24 protein-coding genes are annotated in these 25,561 nt (G+C 41.3%); 17 read left to right on the top strand and 7 right to left on the bottom strand.

Translation table 11 applies throughout. The features are described 5' to 3' along the window. Positions 1–216: 216 nt before the first annotated feature. The 4 genes from zwf to NO991_RS13590 all read left to right on the top strand — a co-directional run bounded on the left by zwf (position 217) and on the right by NO991_RS13590 (position 7,244). On the top strand, positions 217–1,689 hold the full coding sequence (gene zwf / locus NO991_RS13575) for a glucose-6-phosphate dehydrogenase (RefSeq protein WP_054553730.1): 1,473 nt from the start codon (positions 217–219) through the stop codon (positions 1,687–1,689). 5 nt (positions 1,690–1,694) lie between these two features. Further along, entirely contained in the window at positions 1,695–2,405 is a 711-nt protein-coding gene (pgl, locus tag NO991_RS13580; protein WP_235377595.1) for a 6-phosphogluconolactonase, read from the top strand. A gap of 710 nt (positions 2,406–3,115) precedes the next feature. Further along, the gene (locus NO991_RS13585; RefSeq protein ID WP_171041571.1) at positions 3,116–5,656 is read left to right on the top strand and encodes a TonB-dependent receptor; all 2,541 of its coding nucleotides are present in this window, start codon (positions 3,116–3,118) and stop codon (positions 5,654–5,656) included. Between the two features lie 76 nt (positions 5,657–5,732). Continuing rightward, positions 5,733–7,244 (top strand): tryptophan halogenase family protein, encoded by a 1,512-nt coding sequence (locus NO991_RS13590; protein WP_300544946.1) that lies wholly within the window; start codon positions 5,733–5,735, stop codon positions 7,242–7,244. 38 nt (positions 7,245–7,282) lie between these two features. Here NO991_RS13590 and NO991_RS13595 read toward each other — a convergent pair whose 3' ends face one another. Beyond that, on the bottom strand, positions 7,283–7,993 hold the full coding sequence (locus tag NO991_RS13595; protein WP_300359465.1) for a DUF6445 family protein: 711 nt from the start codon (positions 7,991–7,993) through the stop codon (positions 7,283–7,285). 243 nt (positions 7,994–8,236) lie between these two features. Here NO991_RS13595 and NO991_RS13600 point away from each other — a divergent pair, with 243 nt between their 5' ends. Beyond that, the gene (locus NO991_RS13600) at positions 8,237–8,941 is read left to right on the top strand and encodes a SapC family protein (RefSeq protein WP_138599996.1); all 705 of its coding nucleotides are present in this window, start codon (positions 8,237–8,239) and stop codon (positions 8,939–8,941) included. 125 nt (positions 8,942–9,066) lie between these two features. After that, positions 9,067–10,101: an isoaspartyl peptidase/L-asparaginase family protein gene (locus tag NO991_RS13605; RefSeq protein ID WP_138599995.1), complete on the top strand. Its 1,035-nt coding sequence runs from the start codon at positions 9,067–9,069 to the stop codon at positions 10,099–10,101. 69 nt (positions 10,102–10,170) lie between these two features. Here NO991_RS13605 and queF read toward each other — a convergent pair whose 3' ends face one another. Beyond that, the gene (queF, locus tag NO991_RS13610) at positions 10,171–11,016 is read right to left on the bottom strand and encodes an NADPH-dependent 7-cyano-7-deazaguanine reductase QueF (protein ID WP_300359458.1); all 846 of its coding nucleotides are present in this window, start codon (positions 11,014–11,016) and stop codon (positions 10,171–10,173) included. Positions 11,017–11,075: 59 nt separating this feature from the next. Between queF and syd the strand changes: the two genes are divergently transcribed. Then, a complete protein-coding gene (gene syd, locus NO991_RS13615) occupies positions 11,076–11,615 on the top strand; it encodes a SecY-interacting protein (protein ID WP_300359455.1) in 540 nt (179 codons plus the stop codon). A gap of 56 nt (positions 11,616–11,671) precedes the next feature. On the opposite strand, the gene NO991_RS13620 is transcribed toward syd, so the two are convergent. The 3 genes from NO991_RS13620 to NO991_RS13630 all read right to left on the bottom strand — a co-directional run bounded on the left by NO991_RS13620 (position 11,672) and on the right by NO991_RS13630 (position 13,097). After that, positions 11,672–12,445 carry a Zn-ribbon-containing protein gene (locus tag NO991_RS13620; protein WP_054553724.1) on the bottom strand — a complete coding sequence of 258 codons (774 nt, stop codon included), beginning with the start codon at positions 12,443–12,445 and terminating at the stop codon, positions 11,672–11,674. Continuing rightward, entirely contained in the window at positions 12,445–12,711 is a 267-nt protein-coding gene (locus tag NO991_RS13625) for a hypothetical protein (protein WP_054553723.1), read from the bottom strand. Before NO991_RS13625 ends, NO991_RS13620 begins: the two co-directional genes overlap by 1 nt. Positions 12,712–12,866: 155 nt before the next feature. Beyond that, a complete protein-coding gene (locus NO991_RS13630) occupies positions 12,867–13,097 on the bottom strand; it encodes a DUF2789 domain-containing protein (protein WP_036969581.1) in 231 nt (76 codons plus the stop codon). Between the two features lie 147 nt (positions 13,098–13,244). Here NO991_RS13630 and NO991_RS13635 point away from each other — a divergent pair, with 147 nt between their 5' ends. Continuing rightward, a complete protein-coding gene (locus NO991_RS13635; RefSeq protein ID WP_054563618.1) occupies positions 13,245–13,892 on the top strand; it encodes a GNAT family N-acetyltransferase in 648 nt (215 codons plus the stop codon). A 711-nt stretch (positions 13,893–14,603) separates the two neighbouring features. Here NO991_RS13635 and NO991_RS13640 read toward each other — a convergent pair. Together NO991_RS13640 and NO991_RS13645 are read right to left on the bottom strand one after the other, a co-directional pair. Then, positions 14,604–14,903 carry a DUF3301 domain-containing protein gene (locus NO991_RS13640; RefSeq protein ID WP_300579779.1) on the bottom strand — a complete coding sequence of 100 codons (300 nt, stop codon included), beginning with the start codon at positions 14,901–14,903 and terminating at the stop codon, positions 14,604–14,606. Next, positions 14,904–15,932 carry a DUF3549 family protein gene (locus tag NO991_RS13645; RefSeq protein ID WP_138599992.1) on the bottom strand — a complete coding sequence of 343 codons (1,029 nt, stop codon included), beginning with the start codon at positions 15,930–15,932 and terminating at the stop codon, positions 14,904–14,906. A 106-nt stretch (positions 15,933–16,038) separates the two neighbouring features. Here NO991_RS13645 and NO991_RS13650 point away from each other — a divergent pair, with 106 nt between their 5' ends. From NO991_RS13650 to NO991_RS13690, 9 genes are all read left to right on the top strand, one after another. Beyond that, positions 16,039–16,353, top strand: coding sequence for a YqcC family protein (locus tag NO991_RS13650; protein ID WP_187490492.1), 315 nt, complete (start codon positions 16,039–16,041; stop codon positions 16,351–16,353). Between the two features lies 1 nt (position 16,354). Beyond that, entirely contained in the window at positions 16,355–17,128 is a 774-nt protein-coding gene (truC, locus tag NO991_RS13655; RefSeq protein WP_187490493.1) for a tRNA pseudouridine(65) synthase TruC, read from the top strand. Then, positions 17,115–17,561, top strand: a complete 447-nt coding sequence (locus NO991_RS13660; RefSeq protein WP_054553717.1) for a flavodoxin — start codon at positions 17,115–17,117, stop codon at positions 17,559–17,561. Before truC ends, NO991_RS13660 begins: the two co-directional genes overlap by 14 nt. Positions 17,562–17,678: 117 nt before the next feature. Next, positions 17,679–18,410: an RNA methyltransferase gene (locus NO991_RS13665; protein ID WP_054553716.1), complete on the top strand. Its 732-nt coding sequence runs from the start codon at positions 17,679–17,681 to the stop codon at positions 18,408–18,410. A gap of 60 nt (positions 18,411–18,470) precedes the next feature. Further along, a complete protein-coding gene (locus NO991_RS13670; RefSeq protein ID WP_300359434.1) occupies positions 18,471–21,869 on the top strand; it encodes a chromosome segregation SMC family protein in 3,399 nt (1,132 codons plus the stop codon). A 33-nt stretch (positions 21,870–21,902) separates the two neighbouring features. Then, entirely contained in the window at positions 21,903–22,631 is a 729-nt protein-coding gene (zipA, locus tag NO991_RS13675) for a cell division protein ZipA (RefSeq protein WP_194442719.1), read from the top strand. Positions 22,632–22,713: 82 nt separating this feature from the next. Beyond that, positions 22,714–24,735, top strand: a complete 2,022-nt coding sequence (ligA, locus tag NO991_RS13680) for an NAD-dependent DNA ligase LigA (RefSeq protein ID WP_166341481.1) — start codon at positions 22,714–22,716, stop codon at positions 24,733–24,735. Beyond that, the gene (locus tag NO991_RS13685; protein WP_138599986.1) at positions 24,728–25,072 is read left to right on the top strand and encodes a DUF3392 family protein; all 345 of its coding nucleotides are present in this window, start codon (positions 24,728–24,730) and stop codon (positions 25,070–25,072) included. Before ligA ends, NO991_RS13685 begins: the two co-directional genes overlap by 8 nt. Continuing rightward, positions 25,069–25,557 (top strand): DUF2919 domain-containing protein, encoded by a 489-nt coding sequence (locus NO991_RS13690; protein WP_054553711.1) that lies wholly within the window; start codon positions 25,069–25,071, stop codon positions 25,555–25,557. Before NO991_RS13685 ends, NO991_RS13690 begins: the two co-directional genes overlap by 4 nt. The last annotated feature ends 4 nt before the right edge of the window (positions 25,558–25,561 follow it).

Genomic DNA, 25,561 nt, shown 5'->3' on the forward strand with positions numbered 1-25,561 from the left:
TTCTTAGGGCCTGTATTTTTGTGAGAGGATTTACAGAGCCCCTAAGACTCATTTACTTCAGCCAACATAAAAAGAATGAGTAAGCTACTTACAAACAAATTCAACAGGCTTTGTTAAAGGATATTGTCTAACAGGCCACATCAACCAGATAACAACACGCACTGCCATATTGCATGAATTGGATGAACATGGCATTGCCAATGTAGAGAGTGATATATGTTAAATCCATTTGATATCGTAATTTTTGGGGGCGGCGGTGATCTTGCGTTACGTAAGTTACTTCCTGCAATGTATCGCGCTTATCAAGAGGGCAACCTTCCTCAAGGTTCTCGTATCCTTCCTACGGTACGCGAAGAAAGTAAACGTAAAGAATACATCGAAACAGCTCATAAAGCGTTACAAGACTTTTTAGGTAAAGGTGAGTATAACGCAAAAGATTGGAAAGCGTTTTCAGCTTACCTTGTGCCAGTTGTATCAAATGTGACTGAAGCAGATGATGACTGGGACAAATTAAGAGATATTCTTGATGAACACGACGCTGACAAGTCTCGTGTTTTTTACCTTTCTTTACCACCTGCAGTGTATGGTAGCTGCTGTGAAATCTTATCAAAGAAAGGTCTAATCACAGAAACATCTCGTGTTGTTGTTGAAAAACCGATTGGTTACTGTGGTGAATCTGCTGAAGCAATCAATGCAAAAATTGCTGAATACTTCAAAGAAGAGCAAGTATTCCGTATTGACCATTACTTAGGTAAAGAAACAGTACAAAACTTAATGGCACTACGTTTTTCAAACTCATTGTTTGAAAACCTGTGGGATGCAAAATCAATCGATAACATCCAAATTAGCTTATCAGAAACAGTAGGCTTAGAAAGCCGCGCTGGTTTCTACGATAAAGCGGGTGCATTACGCGATATGGTACAAAACCACTTGCTACAATTACTTTGTTTAGTGGCAATGGAATCACCAAATAAACTAAACGCAAACAGCATCCGTACTGAAAAACTAAAAGTACTTGAGTCGTTACGTCCGTTAGTGGCTGAAGATGTTGATGCAAACATTGTACGTGGTCAGTACGTACCAGGTAACTTAGACGGTAAAATCGTCCCTGGTTACTTAGAAGAATTAAACGAAGGTGCGAGTAAAACAGAAACTTTTGTTGCTATTCGTGCGCACATCGATAACTGGCGCTGGGCTGGCGTGCCTTTCTATCTTCGTACTGGTAAACGTATGAAAAAGCGTTGTGCTGAAATCGTTGTTGAATACAAAAAAGTATCTCACAACGTTTATACCGACAACGTAGGTAACATTGAGCCAAATCGCCTTGTTATTCGTCTGCAACCAGAAGAAACAATTCAATTAACACTGATGTCTAAGCGCCTTGATAACCTTGAGATGCAATTAGAACCAGTAACCATGAACATTGAGTTATCGCAAGCGTACAGTAATGGTTTTCATTCAGATGCCTATAAGCGCTTAATGTTAGATGCCGCAGCAAACAACCCGTCGCTGTTTATTCACCGTGATGAAGTGCGTCAAGCATGGAAATGGATTGACCCAATCATTGAGCGTTGGCAAGAAAAAGGTGCACCATCGTTATACCGTGCAGGTACGTGGGGCCCTGAAGATGCAGATGAGCTTTTAGAAGAAAACAACCACGTTTGGTTTAACACAGGCGATAAGGCGTAATTAAGATGGCAACAATTGTTGAAAAATTCTTTGCAAACAAAGACGAATTAACAGCTGAACTTTCTTCAAGCCTTGAACAAAGCCTTGTTGCTGGAATTAAAGAAGATGGTCGTGCGGTATTGATGGTATCGGGTGGCTCATCGCCAGCACCTGCTTATAAGCACTTATCAAACCTTGAACTTGATTGGGCAAGCATTGATGTTGCTATGGTTGATGAGCGTTGGGTTGATGCAGATCATGAAAAAAGTAATGAAGCATTTATCAAAAGCACGCTATTACAAAACCATGGCGCAGCTGCTAATTTCGTGACAATGAAAAATGACGCATTAACGGCGCAAAACGGTGTAGCTGAATGTGAAGCTGCATACAAAGCATTAAAGCGTCCTTTTGATGTGACAATTTTAGGCATGGGCCCTGATGGTCATACGGCTTCACTTTTCCCGCATGCTGAAGGTCTTGAACATGGCCTAGCAACAGATGATTTAGTATGTGCAATTAATGCTATCGAAAGCGACGTGACGGGTAAAATCACTGAGCGTATGACGTTAACTTTAGCTGCTATCGCAGACTCTAAAGTAGTGAAGCTTTTAATTAGCGGTGAAGAAAAGCTCGCTGTTTACAAGCAAGCGAAAGAGGGCGGTGCAGTTGCTGACATGCCTTTACGTGCTGTATTGAATCACCCGCATATCAATATTGAAGTTTATTGGGCGCCTTAATCGCCTGATTAAAATCAATGTCAAAAGCGAGCTATTATGCTCGCTTTTTTGTTTTAAATTCTTATCATTTAACAAATGATTTTGCATAAATACGCTTTTTTAAATAGCTCGATAAAGTGTTAGACAAGTACAAAATGGCTCTATATAATTAAAAATGACAACGCTGTCATTGTTATTAATTGTTATTCTCAATATTCCCTTTGACTCATTCTGCCCAGAAAAAGTTAAAAATAATTTGTACATGACAGCGTGCTTTTAGGAATAGGTTAGTTTTTTAAGCTAATTTATTGTTAGATAACAGGTTTTATATAACTTTTAGTTATGGTTAATAAACGCCCAATGGAAACTAAAGCTTACAAAAACACATGTAATTTTTAGCAAATTTCAAAAACTCATCCTTTTGGTCTTTTCATCTGCAATATCACTCATGCTATATTTGCGCCGTTTATTTGTAACAATTCTTAAAAACTCAATATTAAATATTAGTTATATCAATAACTTGATTATTTCGTTGTAAATTTTTTGCACAAATTAACCAAAAAGATGTAGCACAAATGTAATTTAGAGTGTATGGTTTGTTACTAGATGACAGCGTTGTCATCATCACTGGGCAGAAGTGATATAAAAAACCAACAAAATGATTCAAGGGGAATCCTGTGTTAGCTAAAAATTTTAAGAAAAGCTTATTAGCAGTTAATATCGGCCTCGTAATGAGTGCTGGGTTCACTGGCGCTGCATACGCAGCAGATGAAACTAAAGTTCAAGAAGATGTTGAAGTAATTGAAGTTCGCGGTATTCGCCGTTCACTTGAAGCTTCAATGAATACTAAGCGCTTTGCTGACAGCGTTGTCGATGCTGTATCTGCAGAAGACATCGGTAAGTTTCCTGATGGCGATGTAGGTGAAGCACTAGGTCGTATTTCAGGTGTTGCTGTTAACCGTCAATTCGGTCAAGGTCAGCAAGTGTCTATCCGTGGTGCTTCAAGCCAATTAACACGCACACTTTTAAACGGTCAAACTGTTGCATCAACAGGTTGGTATGACCAACAATCAATCGACCGTAGCTTCAACTATACGCTTTTACCACCTGAATTAGTTGGTGAAATCCAAGTTTATAAATCTTCTCAAGCTGACGTTGTAGAAGGTGGTGTTGGTGGTACTGTTATTGTTAACACTCGTAAGCCACTTGATCTTGACGCTGGTACAACTTTCTTAAGTGCAAAAGCCGACTACGGCACAATCTCTGAAGAAACAGACCCTCAAGTTTCTGGCTTATTTAGCTGGAAAAATGACGAAGAAACATTCGGTTTATTAGGTTCAGTATCTTGGGCTGAAACAAACTACCAACGTAACGGTATCGAATCACTGATCGGTTGGGGTGATATTGTTCCTACTACGTTCCAACAAGAGCGTGAACGTACAGCATTAAATGCAACTTTCCAGTATCGTCCTACAGAAAACCTAGAGCTAGGTTTAAACATCATGAGCCTTGAGTTAGATGCAAACAATGCAAATACCTCAAACTTCGTAATGTTCCCTGACGACAAAGAAGCAGCTTGTGAGCAAACAAATGCATCAGGTACATGTACTTTCTATCGTCGTACTGGTGAAGGTGTAAATCCAGGTTGGACTCAAACTTGGGCACGTATTGCGAGCATGTCATCTGACACAGCTGATTTCAGCCTTAAATACGAAGGTGAAAACTTCACATTAAAAGGTCGTTTCGGTACAACTGAATCAGAAGGTGGTACAGACCTTACTGCAAACTACGGTAACTTCATAGGTGTTCCATCTGATTACGCGGGTACTTATGATGCAACTGGTGATGTGATCAAAATTGATATCAATAACAAATACTTTGAAGCATCAGATTTTGCAGGTCCATTATCTCCAGCTGGTTGGGCACTTAAAAAGCAACCTAACACAGATGAAGAAACTTACGCACAGTTAGACCTTTCTTTCCCTGTTGATTTTGGTGCTATCACAGCAATCAAAACAGGTTTCCGTTGGGCTGACCATGAAGTAAAACAAGAGACTTACTCAACTACTTTAGTTGATACATTACCAACTGGTGATGGTGAGACTTACTACTCAGGTACTATGTCATCAGGTGCTGGTTTCACTTTACCAAAGCCAGATTTTGACAAAATGGTAGCAGATGCACGTGCTGCAATTGTAAGCTTCGATAATGATTCAGCTGTATACCGCTCAGGTTACGGTACAATTGAAGAAGAGAACTTTGCAGTTTACGCAATGGCAGAGTTCTCTGCAGAATCTATCCGCGGTAACTTCGGTTTACGTTATATCTCTACAGATGCAGAATCAGATTACTACGGTTTTGCAAACGGTGAGTACGAAAGCTCTCTAAGCACAGATAAAGCGAGCTACAACGACGTATTACCTAGCATCAATATCGCTTTCGATTTAGCTGAAGATGTAATTTTACGTACCTCTGCAGCACAAGTAATTGCTCGTCCTAACTACACAGATATGTTCTCTGCATCATCTTTTGCAGGTTACGCTGATGGTACAGCAAATAACGAAGTACTAACTAAAGGTAACGTAGGCCTTAACCCATTCAAAGCAACTCAAGCTGATTTAGGTATTGAGTGGTACTTTGATGGTGACGGTATGGTAAGTGCAACTTACTTCTTCAAAGACATCACATCATTTGTTACTTCAAGCCAAATCTTGAATCAACAAATCGGTGTTGTAGACCCAGATACTCAAGGTGATAACTGGACGCTATCTACTAAGCTTAATGCAAGTGGTGGTCAAATCGAAGGTATCGAGCTACAAATTCAAGATGGCTTTGACAGTGGCTTTGGTTACTCAGCAAACTACACATTCGTAGATGCACCATCAGAAGCTGAAAACTACCCAGATATGATCCCATTATTCTCAGATTCGTCTAAGCATACTGTGAACTTAGTGGGTTACTATGAAACAGATACTTACTCAGCACGTTTAGCTTATAACTGGCGTTCAGAGTACATGATCCGTGAGCTTCCTGGTTTCTACGGTAACCGTGAGCACCAATCATACGGTACTCTTGATTTCAGTGCTAACTACAGCGTAACTGATAACATTGACGTAACGTTTGAAGCTGTTAACTTAACTGAAGAAGACAGCGTACAAATCGGTGTTGCTCCTTCTGATGCAGAAGTAGTTCCTGAGCTTCGTAACGGCTACCCAGCATGGAGCTTTGAAGGTGAAGCACGCTACAAGCTAGGTGTATCACTACGTTTCTAATTTGATTTAGATAACGAAATTAAGAAAGCCCAGCTCGCACTGGGCTTTTTTGTGAGTAAAAAGTGGGCGAGTGAAAATGATAAAAAAAATCGCAATTGTTGGTGGTGGAACAGCAGGTTGGTTAGCCGCTAACCATTTGGGTCATGCGCTTTTGCAAAGTGGCATTGAGATCACGTTAATCGAGTCTCCTAATATTGCCAGCATAGGTGTCGGTGAAGGTACTGTTCCTTCGATGCGCAACTCTTTGCAAAAGTTTGGTATCAGTGAAAGTGACTTTATCAATGAATGTGATGTTACTTTTAAGCAGTCAATCAAGTTTGTAAATTGGCTAGATAAACACAAACATGGTGCTAACTTTTACCATCATTTATTTGATCACCCACATATATTCGGTGAGGAGTTAACGCAGCAGTGGCTTGCTGAGGGTAACGGTAATGATTACGCAGACTTTGTCTCTAAGCAACATGCGTGTTGTGAAAATAACCTAGCACCGAAAACAATTTCGACACCGCAATATGCAGGTATCAATGGCTATGCCTATCATTTTGATGCTAAAAAGTTTGCTGCTTTCTTAGGAAGCCATGCCACGCAACATTTTGCTGTTAAACACCTGCTTGCAGAAATAAGGGATGTTAGCTTTGATGAGCAAGGTTTTATTACACATCTAATCGACTCAGAAGCTAACGCCTTAGAATTTGACTTTATTATTGATTGCTCCGGTTTTTCGGCTGCCTTTATTGGGCAAAAACTAGGGGTGGGCTTTGTTGATAAGTCAGCTAGTTTATTAACTGATACTGCAATCACATTGCAAGTACCGACACAAAGCGATGATGAAATACCACCTTATACTATTGCTACGGCACACCAAGCTGGTTGGATCTGGGATATTGCGCTCACAGAGCGAAGAGGAGTGGGGTTTGTTTATTCATCTAAGTATATGAGCGATGAGCAAGCAAACGCTAAATTGCATCATTATTTAGGTAATAAATTTGAGCACTTAACGCCACGAAAGATCCCGATGAAAGTAGGGCACAGAGAAAAAATGTGGCACAAAAACTGTGTGGCTATCGGGTTGTCGCAAGGCTTTGTTGAGCCTCTTGAAGCAACTGCCATCTTAATTGCAGACTTTTCTGCGGGGTTATTAGCTAAACGTTTTCCGCGTACCCGAGAGGACATTAACTTAGTTGCTGATGAATACAATCAGCAGGTGAATTATGTATGGCAACAAACGTTTGATTTTATAAAAATGCATTACTGTATTTCGGATAGAACTGATTCGGCTTTTTGGCGTGATAACAAAAAAACCGACCAGTTATCAGAAAAACTAAAAAATAACCTAGCACGCTGGCAGCGCTTTACACCGGTACGCGAAGACTTTGCCAGTAAGTTCGATTTGTTCGACTTAGAAAACTACTTATACGTACTGTTTGGTATGCATTATGTACCTGCCAAACAGCAATCTAAGCAGAGCGACAATCAACAAGTTGCTGAATTTAAACAGCAGCGCGTCAATCAGCTATTAAGCGAGCTACCTAAGCACAGAGAACTGTTAGATAAAATAAAGAAATTTGGCTTACAGAAGTACTAATTTTATTAACTGAGCTGGCTAAAAAAGGTTTAGCCAGCTTAGTTAATTCTAAAAAACGAAGAGATAGATAAACGACTGTTATTTAAATCATTACAGTACTTTTTGTGATTAAAAAGAGCTGCACTATGCAATAGGTTGCTCTTATAAATTACGAGTCTATTTACCTTCGCTTCAATATCCACCACTTTTTCAAAAAGCGCTGTTGTTTCATTTAAATAGCCTTGATGAGTTGCACTGTGTTTTTCTGTATCAGCAATCATGTTATGCACGCTATTTTGGTTATCAGCTGTCACTTTAATAATATTCTCAGGCAGATATTTGTATATGCCTGTGCCACCCCATTCTTTAGGAGACAAATAATGCACTGCTGCAAATGTTTTATCATCCGTTGAATCAATATGTGGCATACGCTGCAAGGTATTTAATTCATCCGCATTTTGAGTAACTAATGAAAGTTTACAGCGGTGAAGATATAAATTATTTTCGCCGCTAGTAATGATCCCTTGCTCTAAAAGTTCGTTAACTAGCTGCTCAAAAGCTCGGTAGTAAGGCGCAGGCATTTCATCTCGTTTGCCAGGGTATAGAGTGCCATCGCTGCCAAAAGGCTGGAAGTAGGCTGTCTCTGTGGCAAATTGATAAACTGGCTCAACGCTGTGTAAAAAGTCATCAACAATAATAACGGCTTCATTAATTTCACTAATAAACACTTGGCTTACTTTATAGTCTTTATTTAATTGATAGCCTTCCATTATTTGCCTCAGTCATCCCGTGTTTGTTGAATATACTAACAAAAATAGTGGCTTATGCGTGATAATATTTACTTGCTTATAGCTTGTTTTTTCATCACTTAAGGTTAATTAGCAACATGGGTAAATTTGTTAATTTATAATGTACAAACTGCCACAAAATTTTCACTTCCTTTTTGTTGCCAAAACCTATAGGCTTTGGGCACTAACAGCAAAAACATATTATAAAATTAATGGAGCAGTATCATGGCGGAGCAACAAGTACAGCCTTTACATAACGAAAAACATGCCAACACTAAAATTCAAAATGGCATCAACATTGAGTTCATGAAAACTCAGCACTTAGTACCTGTGGTTGCACACGAATTTGCACGCATCGCAAATGAATTCCCAATGGCATTTGTTAAAAACAACGAATCAGGTAAATTTCAAGCAGTTGCTTTATTTGGTCTAGAGCCGGGCGAAAACCTTTTCATTCAAGACGGCAAATGGACAGCTGCATTTGCACCTATGTCTATGACTCGTTACCCACTTGGTCTTGTTAAGCATCCAGAAGCTGACCAATTTGGTATCGTAATCGACGAAGCAAGCCCACTTGTAAGCGAAGAAACAGGTAATGCACTTTTCGAAAACGGTGAAGAAACTGAGTACCTTAAGCGTCGTAAAGAAGCACTTGTTTCTTTCATCGAGTTCTCTCAGGTAACTGAAGCATTCACTAAGTACCTTGCAGACAAAGAACTACTAGTAGCTCAAACGCTAACTGTAGAAATCAAAGGTGAGAAAAAAGACATCAACGGTATCTACCTTGTTGACGAGAAAAAACTTAACTCACTAGGTGATGAAGAGTTCTTAGACCTTCGTAAGCGTGGCTATTTAGCACCAATCTACTCTTTCTTAACGTCTACTCACCAAGTAGCACGTTTAGCACGTTTAAAAGCAGCTCAAGCTTAATTTTAAACTGCTGAAAAAAAGCGCCATTAGGCGCTTTTTTTGTTTCTTTCGTCTGTTAAAGCTTGAAAACCAGCGACGAATTATTCACATTGGGCTTACAAACTAAAATAAATATAAGTGCCCCTATGTTAAAAACATTACTCACCTCAGCCATTGCCCTTAGCGCATTATCATTTAGTACTTTCAGCCATAGTAGTGATCAACCTTTCGCTATTGCTATTCATGGTGGTGCTGGAACAATTGAAAAAAGCCGCTTCACGCCAGAGCAAGAAAAAGCTTACCGTGCAAAACTAAAAGAAGCCGTTGAAACAGGCTATGCTGTGCTCGAAAAAGGTGGTGAGAGCCTAGATGCCATTACTGCGGCAATTAATGTGCTTGAGAACTCGCCGTATTTCAACGCTGGTCGCGGTGCTGTATATACTTATGACGGTGCACATGAGCTTGACGCATCGATTATGGATGGTCGTACACGCCAAGCAGGAGCTGTTGCTGGGGTTAAACACATTGAAAACCCAATTAACCTGGCCCGCCTAGTGATGGAGAATTCAGTGCATGTTATGCTCAGCGGTCAAGGTGCCGAAGAGTTTGCAAAAACTCAAGGTATGCCGCTGGTTGAAAACAATCTTTTCGATACTGAAAATCGCTACAAAGCGTTATTAAAAGCAAAAGAAAAGCTCGATAAACAAAAAGTCACCAGCAAAGACTACCAAGCTGCACACAAAGCCCTGCCAGTTAATTACAAAATGGGCACTGTTGGAGCGGTTGCACTTGATAAAAACGGTAATATCGCCGCAGGTACCTCTACAGGTGGTATGACAGCAAAACGTTTTGGTCGTGTGGGTGATTCACCTGTGATTGGTGCAGGAACCTTTGCTGAAAATGAATCATGTGCAGTATCTGCGACAGGTCATGGTGAGTATTTTATTCGCTACAATGTGGCAGCTGATATTTGTGCTCGCGTAAAATACCAAGGTAAAACCATTGTGGAAGCAGGTAACGAAGTGATCCACGATGTATTAATGCCTGTAGGGGGAACTGGTGGTGTGATCATCATTGATGCTAAAGGTAACATCAGTTTGCCGTTTAACACCGCTGGTATGTATCGTGCGAGTAAATCGAATACATCACCAACGTATGTGGGTATTTTTAAAGACGAGTAATTACCTGTAACGAATCTTCAGGCAATAAAAAACCGAGTTTCACAACTCGGTTTTTTATTGCCACCAAAGTTATTGGCGATTAATTTTTACCTTGAAAGGTGTTTCATCTTGATTCGTTGAGCGATAAGGGTTGATATCTAAACCGCCACGGCGTGTATAACGGGCATACACTTCAAGCTCTTCGAGGTTTAACTGCTGCATTAAATCGCAGTAAATACGCTCCACACATTGTTCATGAAATTCGTTGTGAGTTCTAAACGAAATTAAATATTTTAATAAGGCTTCATGGCAAATCGCTTGGCCTTTATAACGAATAATCACACTCGCCCAATCAGGCTGTGAGGTGATCAAACAGTTCGATTTTAGTAAGTGACTATGTAGGGTTTCTGAGACAATCTCATCACCATTATGGCGAAGTGAGCTGGCATCAATATCATAGCTAGTGATTTCGATATCCAGATCATCAATACATTCGCCCGGTAACGCTGAAAATGGCAAACAATTGAAATCATCAGCTTGGTATAAAGTAACGACCACCGGTGCATTAACTGCATCTGACAAGTCTTTGCTAAGCGCTTGATGTACGTCATCCGGCGTCTCAAAACGTGTTTGATTAAAGCTATTTAGGTACAACTTGAATGACTTTGACTCAATGATGTGACTGCTTTGACAAGGAAATACAAACGTTGCCACAGCGACCATTGGCTTACCCTTGCTATTTAGCCACGATAATTCATAGCCAGTCCAAATATCTTGACCTTTAAACGGTAAGTTATCTTCGCTAACACCTAATGCATCACGGTTTAATTTACGGGCAATAGGAAACAGTAAACTGGGTGTGTAGGTATCTACATACTCTGTGCTTTTACCAAGAACACTGTTTTTCAGTTCGGGTGAGTTGCTGTAATCTGTCATCTTTACACTTTTGTAGTTACAATGGCGGCATTATACCTAAAGCCAATGAGTTTCGCAGTATGTCTGTTTCTACAAAACTAGATAAGTTACATCAAGCATTTAGTGAAAAATGCCTCGAACGCACAGGAAAGCTTCCTGTTATTGAACATGATACAGCATGGCCAAGTCCATGTGAGCAGGGCGAAGTAGATGAGCAGGGGCTTATTCAGTGGTGTGCAACCCCACAACAGCCTGCTGGCAGTTTAGAAGACTTAGCCAAGGCACTAGAGTTATCGTTTCCTGAAGATTTAAGCCCATTGTTTGGTCATGTCTATGCGGGTAATTTGTTATTGAGTATTGATGATCATCACATTGAACTGCTACAAGCATGGAATGAAGATGATTTTAGCCGCTTACAGCAAAATATTACCGGTCACGTGTTAATGAAGCGCAAGCTAAAGCAGCCAGAAACCGTATTTATTGGTCTTACAGAGCAAGATGATCTGCTGATCACTGTATTAGTCGAAAGCGGTGAGGTTTGCTTAGAGTATGTGGGTAAAAAACCACATCATGTGCTAGCGAAAAGCATCAGTGAGTTTTTAGACAAAGTAACGGTGTAAGCTTAAAAAGTAAAAAGGGGCGGTTGCCCCTTTCGTGTATTATTGCCTTTATTAAATTATTGAAAGTCCCACGAAATATTCGAAACAATGCCACAGGGCTCGCACCGAAAATCAAATAAGCCAAACCATGGCTCTGGTAATTTCCACTCGCCATCGCAGCTTGGGCAACGACGTTTAAGCTCTGACTCTTTATCAACGCCGCCTACACGGTATAAATAGTAATAAACCGGCTTCTTGGTTAGAAAACTAATACGTTTCGTGATATCACGACCACGGCGGTATAAGTCACTCTTGATGCTAGTTAGCTCTTCAAGCGCAGGAAATTCACAACGGGTTGCACCATTGATCTGAATTTGATCGCACGCTTGCCAGTCTTCTTGCCATTTAATGAGTGTTTTGTAATCGCCGTTGGCAATGGCTGGAATGCGAAATAACGGTACTGGTAAAAAGTCATCACCACAATAAAGCGGGCTACAGGTGTGCACGTACGTGGTATACAAAATATAGCACGACGGATCATGACACATGTCTGCGCCATTTGAGTGAATGTCTTGGCCGACCACTTTTACTTTTGGTGCCAGTAAGCCTGCAGTGTTTAATTGCTCAATGCTATGTTTTACAAACGGGCTATGGTTGAGCGGATGCATCGCATCTTCGGTTGGGCACATTACACGAGTAATGAAAAATCCATCTTTTAAAACCGTTGGAAATTCATCACCAATAATTTGGCCGTTAAAACGAAGTGCATTGACCAGGCGGTTTATCGCCTGCTCAGCAAGCTCTAGGGTAGTATCTTGGTAGCAATCAAAAGTCAGATCGACAACAAACATTATTTTTTCTCAAGCAGTGCTAATAACCTATCTAATTTAGCTTCAATACGATCCAATTGACTTTCTTTTGGTGTACTCAGTTGTTCATTTGACGGGTTATTGATGAAATTATTAATTGAATCCGGATTGTTTTTATATTGGCTAACCGCAGCGATGATCACAGGCATCGGCATAGGTTGGGTTAACTTACTTTTAGTTAAGGCAACTGTTGGGGTTTTACCTTCATCAAGAAGGGTTTTAATTGCATCAAATACAACGGCATTCATTTTTGTATAAACTCTTTTATAAAGACTAAAAAGCACCGCAGTATATGGGCTGCAGTGCGCGCGTATGGTAGCAATAATAGATGTGGAGTGAAATTACTTTCCTAATTAACGAGCTAAAAGAATGTTATTTAAGCTTGTTAATTAGCTCGCAGGCGTTACTGGCGTAACCTTGCGTCTAATTCATCAATCACCTCGCTCCAAGCACCATCTTCTGCAAGTGATTCTGCCAAAAAGTGTTGCTGAGCTTCATCCCAAAAAGGCGCTTCCTGCAATAGGGTTGTATCAGACAGTTGATGAGATGCTATAAAAGCATCTATTTCACTTTCTTTGCTCGGTAAACCAAGTTGTGCAAATAGGGTCGAAATATCATGTTTTGTCGTATCCATAGTTCTGCTCCTTGTGTATGGCGATAATTATTACTGCTTGAACTTAATGATGATGAACCGCAGTTTAACTTACGCTGAATTTGTCTTTAATCACCGTTGGGTATATACCTTATAGTCTAGTACGAAAATAATAAAACAAATAAAAGGATGAGTATTTTGACAGTTGCTGAACCCGAAACCTTAAGTGTGCAATACCTGAGTGCTGAAGATATCAGCACTGCTGCAAGCCTTATTTATCAAGCCTATCATGATGATCCCGTTCTTCAGAATGTATTAGGTTTTCAACAAGATAACCCAAGTAAATATGAAACTAAATTACGTGCTTTAGTACGTGAAGAGCTAGCAAGTTTCTGGCAAGAAAAACAGCCTCTAATAGGTCTTTACTCACAAAGTAGATTAAAAGCCATTGCCTGTGTATTTGATTCGGCAAGTGAACTACAAGCTGAGCGATACTGGCATTGGCGCTTAAAACTGATGCTCAGTGCAGGTTACTTGCAAACCAATCAGCTTATAGAAAAAGAGCGTACTATTCGCGAAGCGCTTTCAAGCAAAGGCCATTATCTGTTTTTAGCCTTTATAGCCGTTGACCCACATTTTCAGGGGCAAGGTTTAGGCAGGTATCTGCTACGAGGGCTTGATGATTTAGTTGAGTCAAGCAATCAAGCAAGTGGTTTAGCTGTATTTGTTACCCGCTCTGAACAGCGTGAATTCTTTAGCTCTGAAGGGTTTGAGGTGTTCAAAGCCTTGAGCTTTAACCAAGTTGAAGGTGACTTGATGTTCAAAGCTGCAAATTAAGCAAAGGACGTTTTGGAAATAGCAATGTGCGATAAGTCTCACATTGCTGTGCGTTTTATCAGTTTAATGCCTTTAAATTTGTACCTATAATTGCTTATTGTAATGATTTTAAAGGATTTATTGTTTTTGTCATTTTTGTGACTTAGAAAAAATTACTTTTTATGCCTACCAAGATATCCGCATTTCTCTAAACTTAATCATGTCAAGAAGACGCAGGTTCAATGAATGAACTGATGCCAAGGATTAGGATTATGGCAACAAAGCAAGATGCTTAGCAGGAAGCAAAGGGACAAGAGCTAGGGAAGCAAGGAAGAACGAGGACACTGCCAGGATGCAGTACAATCGCGGAGCGATTGAAAAGGACTGACCAAAGGATGATATTAGCAGGAAGCTAAAGGAGCGTTTGGAAAACGAAGTGGATAGCCATTGACGGCAAGAGGACGGCACTAGGATGTGTTAAATGTTACATGAGGTAGCATGGTGGGTGTATCGGATGTATACCCGTTCAGGGGAAAGATAAAAAGGCAGCTTCGGCATAAGTAAGGATACTTAATCATGGAAGTAGCAAGATTGGGGCGTGGCTAATAGCTACGCCTTAGTTCTTTCTGGAGGTTGCACTTCTCGCACTTGCAATTATTCTTGTATAACTCGCAACTCGCAACTCGCAACTCGCAACTCGCAACTCGCAACTCGCAACTCGCAACTCGCAACTTAAATCTTATGTGGCGGTATTACGACACTTTTAAGTAATTCATTTTCCATGATCAAAACGCCTTGATACACGTTTTGTCCATCACTTGAAAACTCAAAAATAAATTCGCTTTTGATACCTGGTTTGCCGCTTTTTAAAATACCAAGTCGGCGTTTATTGCAAGCGACACTCACCAATTGCACATTTAATTGTTCAATTTGTCTTTGTGCATGAAGGTTAGCTGCTTCGGCTACTTTTCTGTTTAACCAAAAAAAGTAGATGATGCTGCCAATGATGATGAGTGTCCACAAGCCTGCCATTTACGAGAATAACCTTCCAATTGCGCGAGCGAGAGTTTCGCTACGATTTTCTTTTCTTAATAAACCTAGTAGGTGAGGGCGAATACTAGGAATTGCAACTAAATCGGTGAAAATACTCACAAACAGTTGTTCAATTTCAGTGTGGTGTGCACAGCAATCCATAAACACATGTAAGCGTTCTGGGTCTTCAAGCGTGCTAAAACAACGCCCTGCAATTGTTAATAGGACATCTGACTGGGTGTTCATATCAGAGCGTAATACAAAATCAACAAGTTGCGCAGTTAAACCTTGTGCTGGTGTTTTTGATAAGCTTCTAAGAGCTGCAACAAGAGCGATGTCGTCTTTATTTTCTATGGCGTTTAAACCATAGGCTAACAATTGTTCTGCAAACACAGGTTCGATTGCAACATGTTCAAGCATTGCACTAAGCGGCTGTAATACTTCGACTGGTAATTGCCCCCAAGCGGCTTGTAGATTTGCTAAATTGTTGTCGTTATCTAAACGCATCGCAAAGTCTGCAATACCTTGTACTGCAACACTTTGCCAATTATCAAATCCCAGTTTGCCTGAAAAATACAGCTGCGCATATTCGTAATACTGTGAAGCACTTTGTTTAAGTAAGCATTTAACCTGTGCATTAAATGCCGCTAGCTTGTTGGCGTTTGGCGTAAATACATACGGGTTGTTGTCTAATTTGCCTTCGGCATTTTCACCGGTAATTTCTGTACCAAGCGCTTCAATTACCATGTTTGCGAAATGATCGCGGCTTGCGCTTACAAGACGGCTTTGCTCATCTAGTGGGAATTTTAAAAACCATACATAAGGTTCTTTAGACGCTTTTACATCCCAAAATTGAATAGCAAGCCAAGCATGACCTGCAAGCGGGTATGGGTAAGGGATTTTTGTTTCTTCAATGGCAAGAAATTGTTTTTTGTCTAATTTCGTGATGTGTCTGCCAATATCGAAGGCACGCCAAGTGGTACCTGCTGCATCCAGAAGTTGCCCTAAGGTGGCGATCTGCTCAGTCATAAAATCTCAATTACCGTAATTAATCTATATCAGCCGCGAATTATACGCCATACCATGGCGCCTTGGAACAGGGTATACTAAGCACAAAGGTATTAAGAGTTTTACAATGCATCAACAGACTTTGGCGCTGCTGCGCGAATTAGAATCCACATTACAACGCCATTCACTTTGGCAAACAACACCGATTGACCCAAGTGCACTCAATTCTGGTGTACCGTTTTGTCATGACACCATGGCTTTTGAGCAATGGCTGCAATTTGTTTTTCTTGAAAAAATGCATACCCTCATTGCACATGCCCAGCCTTTACCCCGTAATTTTGCAATTGCACCTATGGCTGAAATGATGTTGGCACAACACAACGGCGGTAATGATGTGATTAACGTTTTACAAAAACTCGATCAACTTTTGAGTGATGACTAAGATGCAAGAGAGTGTTAAGCCACAATTTGATGAGTTAACGATTCTGTACCGCGATGAAAATTACATTGCGATTGATAAACCATCAGGTTTATTGGTTCACCGTTCGTTTTTAGACAAACACGAAACCCAATTTGCGATGCAAATGCTGCGTGACCAAATTGGTCAACACGTGTTTCCTGTACATCGTTTAGATAGACCAACGTCAGGCGTATTACTGTTTGCGTTAAGTTCAGAAGCAGCCCGTGATATGAATCAGTTATTTATTGATGGGCAAATTGAAAAGCGTTATTTAGCTTTAGTAAGAGGCTTTTTAAACGAATCAATCTTCTTAGATAAACCTTTAAAAGAAGAGCTTGATAAAATTGCCGATAAGTTTGCTGATCAAAATAAAGCACCGCAAGAAGCACAAACGAAATTTCATTGCCTGCACCAAGCAAGCTTGCCTATTCCAATTGGTAAATACCCAACAGTTCGTTACTCGCTGGTGGAATGTTTTCCAAAAACTGGCCGCAAACATCAAATACGCCGTCATTTAAAACATTTATCATTGCCAATTATTGGTGATGTAAATCATGGTGATAATCAGCATAATCAATTTTTTAGAGAGCATTTTCAGCTTCGTCGGTTAATGTTATTTGCCTCTGAATTAAAGTTTGTGCACCCTTATAGCAAGCAACCAATAACAATTAGAGCGCCTTTAGGCGATGCAATGTTAACGATTTGCCAGCAACTTGGCTGGCCAACAGAAGAAAAGGATTATTATGGCAACCATTAGTATTTTTGTCGGCAGTGTTTACGGCGGTGCTGAGCGTTTAAGCGAACAAGTTATTGAAGTCATTGAAAAGTCTGAGCATCAAGCGCAATTAGTTGAAAATGCCACGGTTGATGACATGCTGGCTGCGTCACATATTTTAGTGATCACTTCAACGACGGGTCAGGGCGATATTCCTGATAACTTAATCGCTTTATATAGCCAATTAAATGATCAATTCCCACTGTTAACAGGCAAGCAATACGGCATTATTGCTATGGGCGATCGTAGTTATGGCGATACGTTTTGTGGTGCAGGTCGCAGTTTTGATGAGCTGTTTCGCGATTTACAGGCAAAACCTGTTGGTCATCGTTTAGAAATTGATGCCTGTGAAGATTTTGAGCCTTGGCCTGTTACTGAGCCATGGTTAAATGAGTGGCTGACGAAAATTAGTTAATGCCTCTTATTGGCAAGTGTCTCTTAAAAGTGCTGATTGAATAAGCAATTGGCACTTTCCCCTTGGTTTTTCGAGTACAGAATCTGATATACTAAACCATCATTTTATGAGGCTGTTATGATTTCAAAAAACCAACTGAAACTAATTCGTGCATTAGGTCAAAAGAAATACCGTAAGCAATACAATCAGTACCTTGTACAAGGCGAAAAAAATGTACTTGAATTACTAAACAGTGGTTTAAGTATTGCTCATATTTTTGCGACTCCTGCATTTATTTCAGCGCATCAAACAGCGCTTGCAGCCCATCAAGTCATTGAAGCAGACGAAGACAGCCTAACTAAAGCCAGTACGCTTGTTAGTAACAACGCAGCCATTGCTGTTGTTGATATGCCAAGTCAGCAAGCATTACCCACATCGGGACTTATTTTAGCCCTTGACGGTGTGTCGGATCCGGGTAATTTGGGCACGATTATTCGTGTTGCTGATTGGTATGGTATTAAGCATATTGTTACCAGCGCAGACAGTGCGGATGCTTATAATCCGAAAACTATTAGCGCAACCATGGGTTCATTTGCTCGCGTGTGTGTCTCACAAACTGATTTAACCAGTTACTTACCTAGTTTAAACCTTCCTGTGTATGGCGCATTTTTAGAAGGTGAGAACATCCATAAAACTGCTCTTAAACAAGATGCCGTATTACTCATGGGCAGTGAATCTCATGGTATTCGTGCTGATTGCGAAAGCTTAGTTACTGATAAAATAACCATTCCGGCTTATGGCCAAGCAGAATCGCTTAATGTTGCAATGGCAACGGGTATTATTTTAGATAATTTTAAGCGCCACGCTTAACCTTTTACCCTAAAATGGGTTAAATTGAAGAATAACAATAAAAATCGGTAAAACAATTAGATGCGCTTAAGCACCATAAAATTAGCGGGTTTCAAATCGTTTGTTGAACCCACTAAGATCCCATTCCCTGATCAGATGACGTGTGTTGTCGGCCCGAACGGCTGTGGCAAATCAAATGTCATCGATGCAGTGCGTTGGGTGCTAGGTGAAAGCTCAGCTAAAAACTTACGTGGCGATGCCATGACCGATGTTATTTTTAACGGCTCAACTAATCGAAAGCCAATTTCACAAGCCTCTGTTGAGTTGGTGTTTGATAACACCAGTGGTCATTTACCGAATACTTTTGCTGATCGAAACCAAGTGGCGATCAAACGCTTAGTGACTCGAGATGGCCAGTCAATTTATTTTCTAAATGGCAGCAAATGCCGTAAGCGTGATATTACCGACATCTTTTTAGGCACAGGTCTTGGCCCGCGCAGTTATGCGATTATTGAGCAGGGCATGATATCGCGTTTAATAGAGAGTAAACCGGCTGATTTACGTGTTTTTTTAGAAGAAGCAGCGGGGGTTTCAAAATATAAAGAGCGTCGTCGTGAAACGCAAACCCGCATTAAAAGTACCCGCGAAAACCTTGAACGTTTGCTTGATGTAAGGCAAGAGTTGCAAACACAGCTCGATAAGCTTGCAGTGCAATCAGTCGATGCAAAAAAATACCGAGAGCTAAAAGCCACTGAGCGCACTTTAAAAGGGCAAATTGCGGTTTTAAAGTGGCAGAAGTTACACCAACAACAAATCGATAAAGCTGAGCAAATCAATAAACTTAAAGAGCAAATTCAGTTCTTTAGAGAAGCGCACTCTGGCCACGATGATGTTTTAGCAAGTCTTGAAAATCAGGTGCAACTTGAGCAGCAAAAACTGCAAGACGCCCAGCAGGCTCAGCATCAAACTCATACAGAGTTAACCCGCAAAGAACAGCAACAGATAAGTTTAAAGCAGCAACAGCAAACACTTAGCCAAAACCTTATCAAACAGCAACAACTGCAGTTACAAAATAAAGAGTTGCAAGAAGAGCAACACGCTTCAGCCGCCATTTTACAAGAGCAGCTACAAGAAGCGATTGAGCAAAGTTTACTGTGCGCTGAGCAAGTTGCAGAGGTTGAAGAGCAAGTTGCTCTACAGCAGCAACAAACGCAAAGCGCCAATGAGCAATATCAAAGTACCTTACAGAAAAGCCAAGCTCATAGCAGTGATATTAATGTTGCAAAGAATCAACAGGCTCACTTTGCCCAGACTGTTGCGCAACTTGAGTCTCAGCAGACACAACTTGCCGCTGAAATTAGTGAACTCGAAGCGACCCCAGTTGCAGCGCAAATTACAGAGCAACAACAGCATATTCAAACACTGACGAAGGAGCTTGCGCAGCAACAAAGTGCGCTAAATAAACTCACTCAAAACCTAGAACAAGCGGATAAAGAACAACAGCACTTAGAGCAGGATTTAAAGCGGGTTCAGCAGCATAGCAATGAAAATAGAGCCAGCATAGCTGCGCTTAATTCTGTGTTATCAGAGCAAACCGATAGCGAAAGTGTCTCTCTATTGGCGCAGTTAAAGGTGGCTTCTGGCTTTGAGCCACTAATTGAACAAGCCCTACTTGGCCTTGAGCATCTAAAGGTCAGTCAACATAAAGAGCCTAACAGTGTTTGGCCTGCAGCTGATGATGAGTTACCAAAAGAGTCATTAGCTAATTATATCGAATCGGGTGCTTACCCTGACTTATTAGCCCGCTTTGCATTTCAACCTTGTTTTGATGACGCTATTTTGGCGGATCCATATTGGCTGGCTGTGATTGATGAAGAAGGCTGTATGCATGGTCGTAACTTTCATACCGATGCTAATAAAGACGCCGACAATTCTTTGCTTTTAAAGCATGCTCAGCTTAGTGATGCACAGCAGTTAGATGAAGAGCTCAACGAGCAATTAGAAACTAAGCAGCAATTGCTAAATGAGCATCTAGCTCACAAAAAAACACTTACCGCCGATAAAGAGCAATACAGAGAGCGAATTCACCAAGCGGCTCAGCAGATTGCATCTGCCAGCACTCGACGCGATATGCTATTAGAGCAGCAAACCCAGTGGCAAAACCAGCTTATTAAGTTGCAACAGCGTCAAACCTTACTGGCTGAGCAAAAGCAAAATGCTGACGAACAGCAACAAACGCAGCAGTGTTTACTTGAGCAATTGTTAGAGCAGCAATTAGAACTTGAAACTGAGTTAGAGCAAGCAAAACACCAACAAGGTGAGGCAAATAACCGCTATCGCCAAGTGGCTTCTATGCTTGAGCAATATAAAACGCAAGCCCATCAAGCTAATTTGACTGAACAAAAAGCTCGCAGTGAGTGTCAACTTAGCGAAACCAAACTTCAGCATGCAAATGCCGCCCAAAGTGCTGCCAGTGAAGCTGTATTAGAGCTCAACGAGCAACTAGAAGAGCTAGTGATCCCGCTTGAAGAAGTAGCAGAGCAGATTATGCTATTACTTGAAAAGCATCAACAAAGTGACGTTGAGCTGAAAAACTTGCAAGCGGCCTTGAGTCAAGCTAAAAAGGAGCTTGCTGATAAGCAAACAGCACTGAAATCATCGCAATCTGAGTTGGTGACTTTACAAGAGCAGTTGCAAGCATTGGCGCTGGATGAGCAAAGTTTAATCGTGAAGGCGCAAGCTGCGTTAGAGCCACTTGAAGAACTGGAACAAAATTTAAAAACAGTACTTGAAGAACTGCCTGACAATGCCAATTTAAATAGCATGCAAACGAGGCTTACAAAAACCACGCAAGCATTAAATGAACTTGGCGCGGTGAACTTAGCGGCAATAGATGAGTTTGAGCAGGCTAAACAGCGCAGCGATTATTTAAATCAGCAGCTTGATGACTTAACACAAGCATTAAATACCCTTGAAGGGGCGATTCAAAAAATCGACCGAGAAACAAAAAATCGTTTCAAGGCGACCTTTGAACAAGTAAATACAGACTTTGGGGAGTTATTCCCAAAAGTGTTTGGTGGCGGTAGTGCTTACCTTGAATTGACCAGTGATGATCTACTTGAAAGTGGGGTGAGCATCATGGCAAGGCCACCAGGCAAGAAAAATTCGACAATTCACCTGCTTAGTGGTGGAGAAAAAGCGCTGACCGCATTATCATTGGTGTTTTCAATATTCAGGCTCAATCCAGCTCCATTCTGTATGCTAGATGAAGTGGATGCGCCATTGGATGATGCGAACGTGGGTCGTTTTTGCCGTTTGGTAGAAGAGATGTCACAATCAGTACAATTTATTTATATCAGTCATAACAAGATTGCTATGGAAATGGCAGGCAGATTGACCGGTGTAACTATGGCGGAACCAGGTGTATCACGTATGGTCGCTGTAGATATAGAACAAGCTGTGCAAATGGCACATGCATAAAATTTAGGCATATCAAATAATAAAGGTGAGGGGATGGCCGAAGAATTAAGATGGGCTTTAATCGTAATCAGTGTATTTGTCATTGGTGGTTTATTAATTCACGGCTTATGGTCGGTGCGTAAAAAGGACAGCCCAGATACGCCTTCAGTTGAACGGGTTGAACCGAACGAAACAACCAGCGAGGTTCAAGAGCCTGCAACTGCAAAACCGCAAGAACGTGATGAGCCAGAGTTTGGTGATTTAAGCTTTTCAGCAGAAAGTCACGACGAACCAGCTGTTTCAGAACAGGTTGTTGAAGAGCCTGAAGCTAAGCAACAAGAAGCTGAAGAAGAACCTGCTGATGCACAAGCTCCAACCGATTTCATTATTGTGCATTTACAAATGCCAGAAGGTTTAACAATGGATGGCAGCCAATTATTGCCAGCTGTTAATATGTTAGGCTTTAAGTATTCTGAAGAAGGTTTCTTTAACCGTCATTTAGACCCAGCTGGCACAGGCCCGGTGTTATTCCGTTTAGTGAATATGTACAACCCAGGCACGTTCGATATTGATAATATGGAACAGTTTAGTACGGCAGGTGTTAGCTTATTTATGACCTTACCATGTGATGGCGATGGTCTAAGTGCATTCAATATGTTGCACAGCGCAGCTAAAAAGCTAGCCGATGAATTTGGTGCAACGATTTTAGATAGCAACCGTGAAGAAATGACGGTTGAAAGCGTTCGTGAGTATGTTGAGAAAGTTCGTAGCTTTTCAGCATAATCGCACACACAGAGTATAAGTATTAGGCCACTTGGCGTTAAGTCGTCGAAGTGGCTTTTTTATGTAGATTTTTGAGGTTTTCATGTCCAGCCCTATCTTTGAGCAAATTAGCCAACTTCGTGCCCAGTTAGAAGAGCATAACCATAATTATTATGTGCTGGATGCACCGAGCATTCCTGATGCTGAATATGACCGTTTAATGCGCGAATTAAGCGCCCTTGAGCAAGCTAATCCTGAGTTTCAAAGCCCAGACTCACCAAGCCAAAAAGTCGGTGGTGCTGCACTTGATAAGTTTGAGCAAGTTACTCACCAAGTGCCCATGCTGTCACTTGATAATGCGTTTTCAGAAGAAGAGTTTGCCGCCTTTAACCGCCGTATCAAAGAGCGTTTAATGGACAACAAGGAGCTGACTTTTTGTTGTGAGCCCAAGCTTGATGGTTTAGCGGTATCAATTATTTACCGTGATGGGGTTTTAGTTCAAGCAGCTACCCGTGGCGATGGCATGGTAGGTGAAAACATCACCCAAAACGTGAAAACAATTCGTAATGTGCCGCTTAAGTTACGTGGCGATGACTTTCCAGCAGAGCTTGAAGTGCGCGGTGAAGTATTTATGGACAGCGCTGGTTTTGCCAAACTAAACAGTGAAGCCGAAAAACGTGGCGACAAAGTCTTTGTTAACCCGCGTAATGCTGCGGCTGGTAGCTTACGACAGCTTGATTCTAAAGTAACAGCAAAACGTCCACTGATGTTTTATGCCTACAGCACTGGGCTTGTTGCCGATGGGCAGTTACCAGAAGATCACTATCAACAACTGGCTAAACTGACCGATTGGGGTTTACCACTTTGCCCAGAAACAAAACTGGTTGAAGGCCAGCAAGCTGCACTTGATTATTACCAAGATATATTGACGCGTCGAAGTAGCCTTGCCTACGAAATTGACGGTGTGGTAATAAAAGTTAACGACAAAAAACACCAAGAGCGTTTAGGCTTTGTGGCACGTGCGCCGCGCTGGGCAATTGCTTTTAAATTCCCTGCGCAAGAAGAAATCACCCAATTACTTGATGTTGAGTTTCAGGTAGGGCGCACTGGCGCAATTACCCCTGTAGCACGATTAGAGCCGGTATTTGTGGGGGGCGTAACGGTATCTAACGCAACGCTGCATAATGGTGATGAAATTGCCCGTTTAGGCGTTAAAATTGGCGATACTGTGATTATTCGCCGTGCGGGTGATGTTATTCCACAAATTACCCAAGTTGTCCTTGAGCGTCGCCCTGACGATGCGAAAGACATTGAATTTCCTGCTACCTGCCCAATTTGTGACTCACATGTGGAGCGCATTGAAGGTGAAGCGGTTGCCCGTTGTACTGGTGGTTTAGTGTGCCAAGCGCAGCGTAAGCAAGCAATTAAACATTTTGCGTCACGTAAAGCCCTTGATGTTGATGGTTTAGGCGACAAAATTGTTGATCAACTCGTTGACCGTGAACTGATCAAAACACCTGCTGATTTATTTATTCTAAAACAAGGGCATTTTGAATCCCTAGAGCGGATGGGTCCTAAGTCTGCTAAGAACTTAGTTAATGCACTACAAGATGCTAAGCAAACAACCTTAGCTAAATTCCTATACTCGTTAGGTATTCGCGAAGTGGGTGAAGCAACCGCGCAAAACTTAGCAAACCACTTTTTAACGCTAGAAAAAATCACTCAAGCAAGCGTTGATGCGTTAACTGAAGTAAGTGACGTGGGTGAGATCGTTGCCAAGCATGTACGTGGCTTCTTTAGCGAAGAACACAATATGGCAGTTGTAAATGCGTTAGTTGAGCAAGGTATTCACTGGCCAGAATTAACCGCGCCAAGTGCCGATGCGCAGCCATTAGCAGGCTTAACTTACGTGCTGACTGGCACATTAAGCGAGCTTAACCGTAATGATGCAAAAGCGCGTTTACAAGCGTTAGGTGCAAAAGTATCGGGTAGTGTATCTGCTAAAACAGATGCGCTGATTGCAGGTGAAAAAGCGGGCTCAAAATTAACCAAAGCACAAGACCTAGGCATTGATGTGTTAACTGAGGCTGACCTTATTGCGCTTTTAAGTGAGCACAATGGATAGTCTCTTGCAGGCACTGTCGTCAGTTGCTTTAACAATCGGCAGCTGGCTGCAACCACACCTTTACAATATTTCATTACTGCTGGTGGTGTGCTTTTTATCCTTGTATGCAAACGACATTATTAAAGTGACTAAGCGCTTTGTCGCGCGTCGTCACTTTATTATACGCGTGCTTTGCTTTGTGCTAGTCACTGGGTTTGGGATGGGCTTACTTGTGGTGTTTGTAACTCCATTTTTAAGTAAGTTGCTAATGCTACTCGGTGTTAAATGGCTGGCTCTTACACTTACAGCCGCGTTTTTTGTACTTGGCATCATTGCCGATAAGAAGAACCAAATATGAATCGCTACGGGCCAGAATACTGGGATAAACATGGCGCTTATCGAACCCCAGTAGCGTTTCATTTAACGTTGTTAGTGTTGTTACGCAGTTACTTTATATGGATTATGGCGGCGCTCAGCCGTCGCCCTGATTTAGATATCATGTCGCTGTTTTTTAAGTCGAAAAGCGATTTCTTTACAGCCATTGCTATAGCAGCAATCGCCTTATTACCGGCGGTGATCTTTTGTTTACGCCGACCTCAAGAAAATGCTGAAAGTGCAAAACGTCTCGCGTCTATATGGCGCTTTATGCGCTGGCCATTAATTTTGTGTGCCATCACAGATTTAAGTTGGTTAACCTATCAGGCTGCACACAGTCATTATCAGTTTTCGTTTTTTTTAGCCTGTCAAATGGTACTGGTGTTATGGGTACTGTTATATTTATTAAAAAGCAGATATCTGTCGGTCTTTTTTAATGATTGGCCAGATCCAATTGAAAAAAAGTAGGGCT

Source organism: Pseudoalteromonas sp. DY56-GL22 (assembly GCF_041414715.1).
In the GTDB taxonomy this organism is placed as follows: Bacteria; Pseudomonadota; Gammaproteobacteria; order Enterobacterales; family Alteromonadaceae; genus Pseudoalteromonas; species Pseudoalteromonas simplex.

Bases quoted from the DNA above. Each gene is read 5' to 3' on its own strand.
- zwf (WP_054553730.1), top strand. From the start codon at position 217: ATGTTAAATCCATTTGATATCGTAATTTTTGGGGGCGGCGGTGATCTT.
- pgl (WP_235377595.1), top strand. From the start codon at position 1,695: ATGGCAACAATTGTTGAAAAATTCTTTGCAAACAAAGACGAATTAACA.
- NO991_RS13585 (WP_171041571.1), top strand. From the start codon at position 3,116: ATGAGTGCTGGGTTCACTGGCGCTGCATACGCAGCAGATGAAACTAAA.
- NO991_RS13590 (WP_300544946.1), top strand. From the start codon at position 5,733: ATGATAAAAAAAATCGCAATTGTTGGTGGTGGAACAGCAGGTTGGTTA.
- NO991_RS13595 (WP_300359465.1), bottom strand. From the start codon at position 7,993: ATGGAAGGCTATCAATTAAATAAAGACTATAAAGTAAGCCAAGTGTTT.
- NO991_RS13600 (WP_138599996.1), top strand. From the start codon at position 8,237: ATGGCGGAGCAACAAGTACAGCCTTTACATAACGAAAAACATGCCAAC.
- NO991_RS13605 (WP_138599995.1), top strand. From the start codon at position 9,067: ATGTTAAAAACATTACTCACCTCAGCCATTGCCCTTAGCGCATTATCA.
- queF (WP_300359458.1), bottom strand. From the start codon at position 11,016: ATGACAGATTACAGCAACTCACCCGAACTGAAAAACAGTGTTCTTGGT.
- syd (WP_300359455.1), top strand. From the start codon at position 11,076: ATGTCTGTTTCTACAAAACTAGATAAGTTACATCAAGCATTTAGTGAA.
- NO991_RS13620 (WP_054553724.1), bottom strand. From the start codon at position 12,445: ATGTTTGTTGTCGATCTGACTTTTGATTGCTACCAAGATACTACCCTA.
- NO991_RS13625 (WP_054553723.1), bottom strand. From the start codon at position 12,711: ATGAATGCCGTTGTATTTGATGCAATTAAAACCCTTCTTGATGAAGGT.
- NO991_RS13630 (WP_036969581.1), bottom strand. From the start codon at position 13,097: ATGGATACGACAAAACATGATATTTCGACCCTATTTGCACAACTTGGT.
- NO991_RS13635 (WP_054563618.1), top strand. From the start codon at position 13,245: ATGAGTATTTTGACAGTTGCTGAACCCGAAACCTTAAGTGTGCAATAC.
- NO991_RS13640 (WP_300579779.1), bottom strand. From the start codon at position 14,903: ATGGCAGGCTTGTGGACACTCATCATCATTGGCAGCATCATCTACTTT.
- NO991_RS13645 (WP_138599992.1), bottom strand. From the start codon at position 15,932: ATGACTGAGCAGATCGCCACCTTAGGGCAACTTCTGGATGCAGCAGGT.
- NO991_RS13650 (WP_187490492.1), top strand. From the start codon at position 16,039: ATGCATCAACAGACTTTGGCGCTGCTGCGCGAATTAGAATCCACATTA.
- truC (WP_187490493.1), top strand. From the start codon at position 16,355: ATGCAAGAGAGTGTTAAGCCACAATTTGATGAGTTAACGATTCTGTAC.
- NO991_RS13660 (WP_054553717.1), top strand. From the start codon at position 17,115: ATGGCAACCATTAGTATTTTTGTCGGCAGTGTTTACGGCGGTGCTGAG.
- NO991_RS13665 (WP_054553716.1), top strand. From the start codon at position 17,679: ATGATTTCAAAAAACCAACTGAAACTAATTCGTGCATTAGGTCAAAAG.
- NO991_RS13670 (WP_300359434.1), top strand. From the start codon at position 18,471: ATGCGCTTAAGCACCATAAAATTAGCGGGTTTCAAATCGTTTGTTGAA.
- zipA (WP_194442719.1), top strand. From the start codon at position 21,903: ATGGCCGAAGAATTAAGATGGGCTTTAATCGTAATCAGTGTATTTGTC.
- ligA (WP_166341481.1), top strand. From the start codon at position 22,714: ATGTCCAGCCCTATCTTTGAGCAAATTAGCCAACTTCGTGCCCAGTTA.
- NO991_RS13685 (WP_138599986.1), top strand. From the start codon at position 24,728: ATGGATAGTCTCTTGCAGGCACTGTCGTCAGTTGCTTTAACAATCGGC.
- NO991_RS13690 (WP_054553711.1), top strand. From the start codon at position 25,069: ATGAATCGCTACGGGCCAGAATACTGGGATAAACATGGCGCTTATCGA.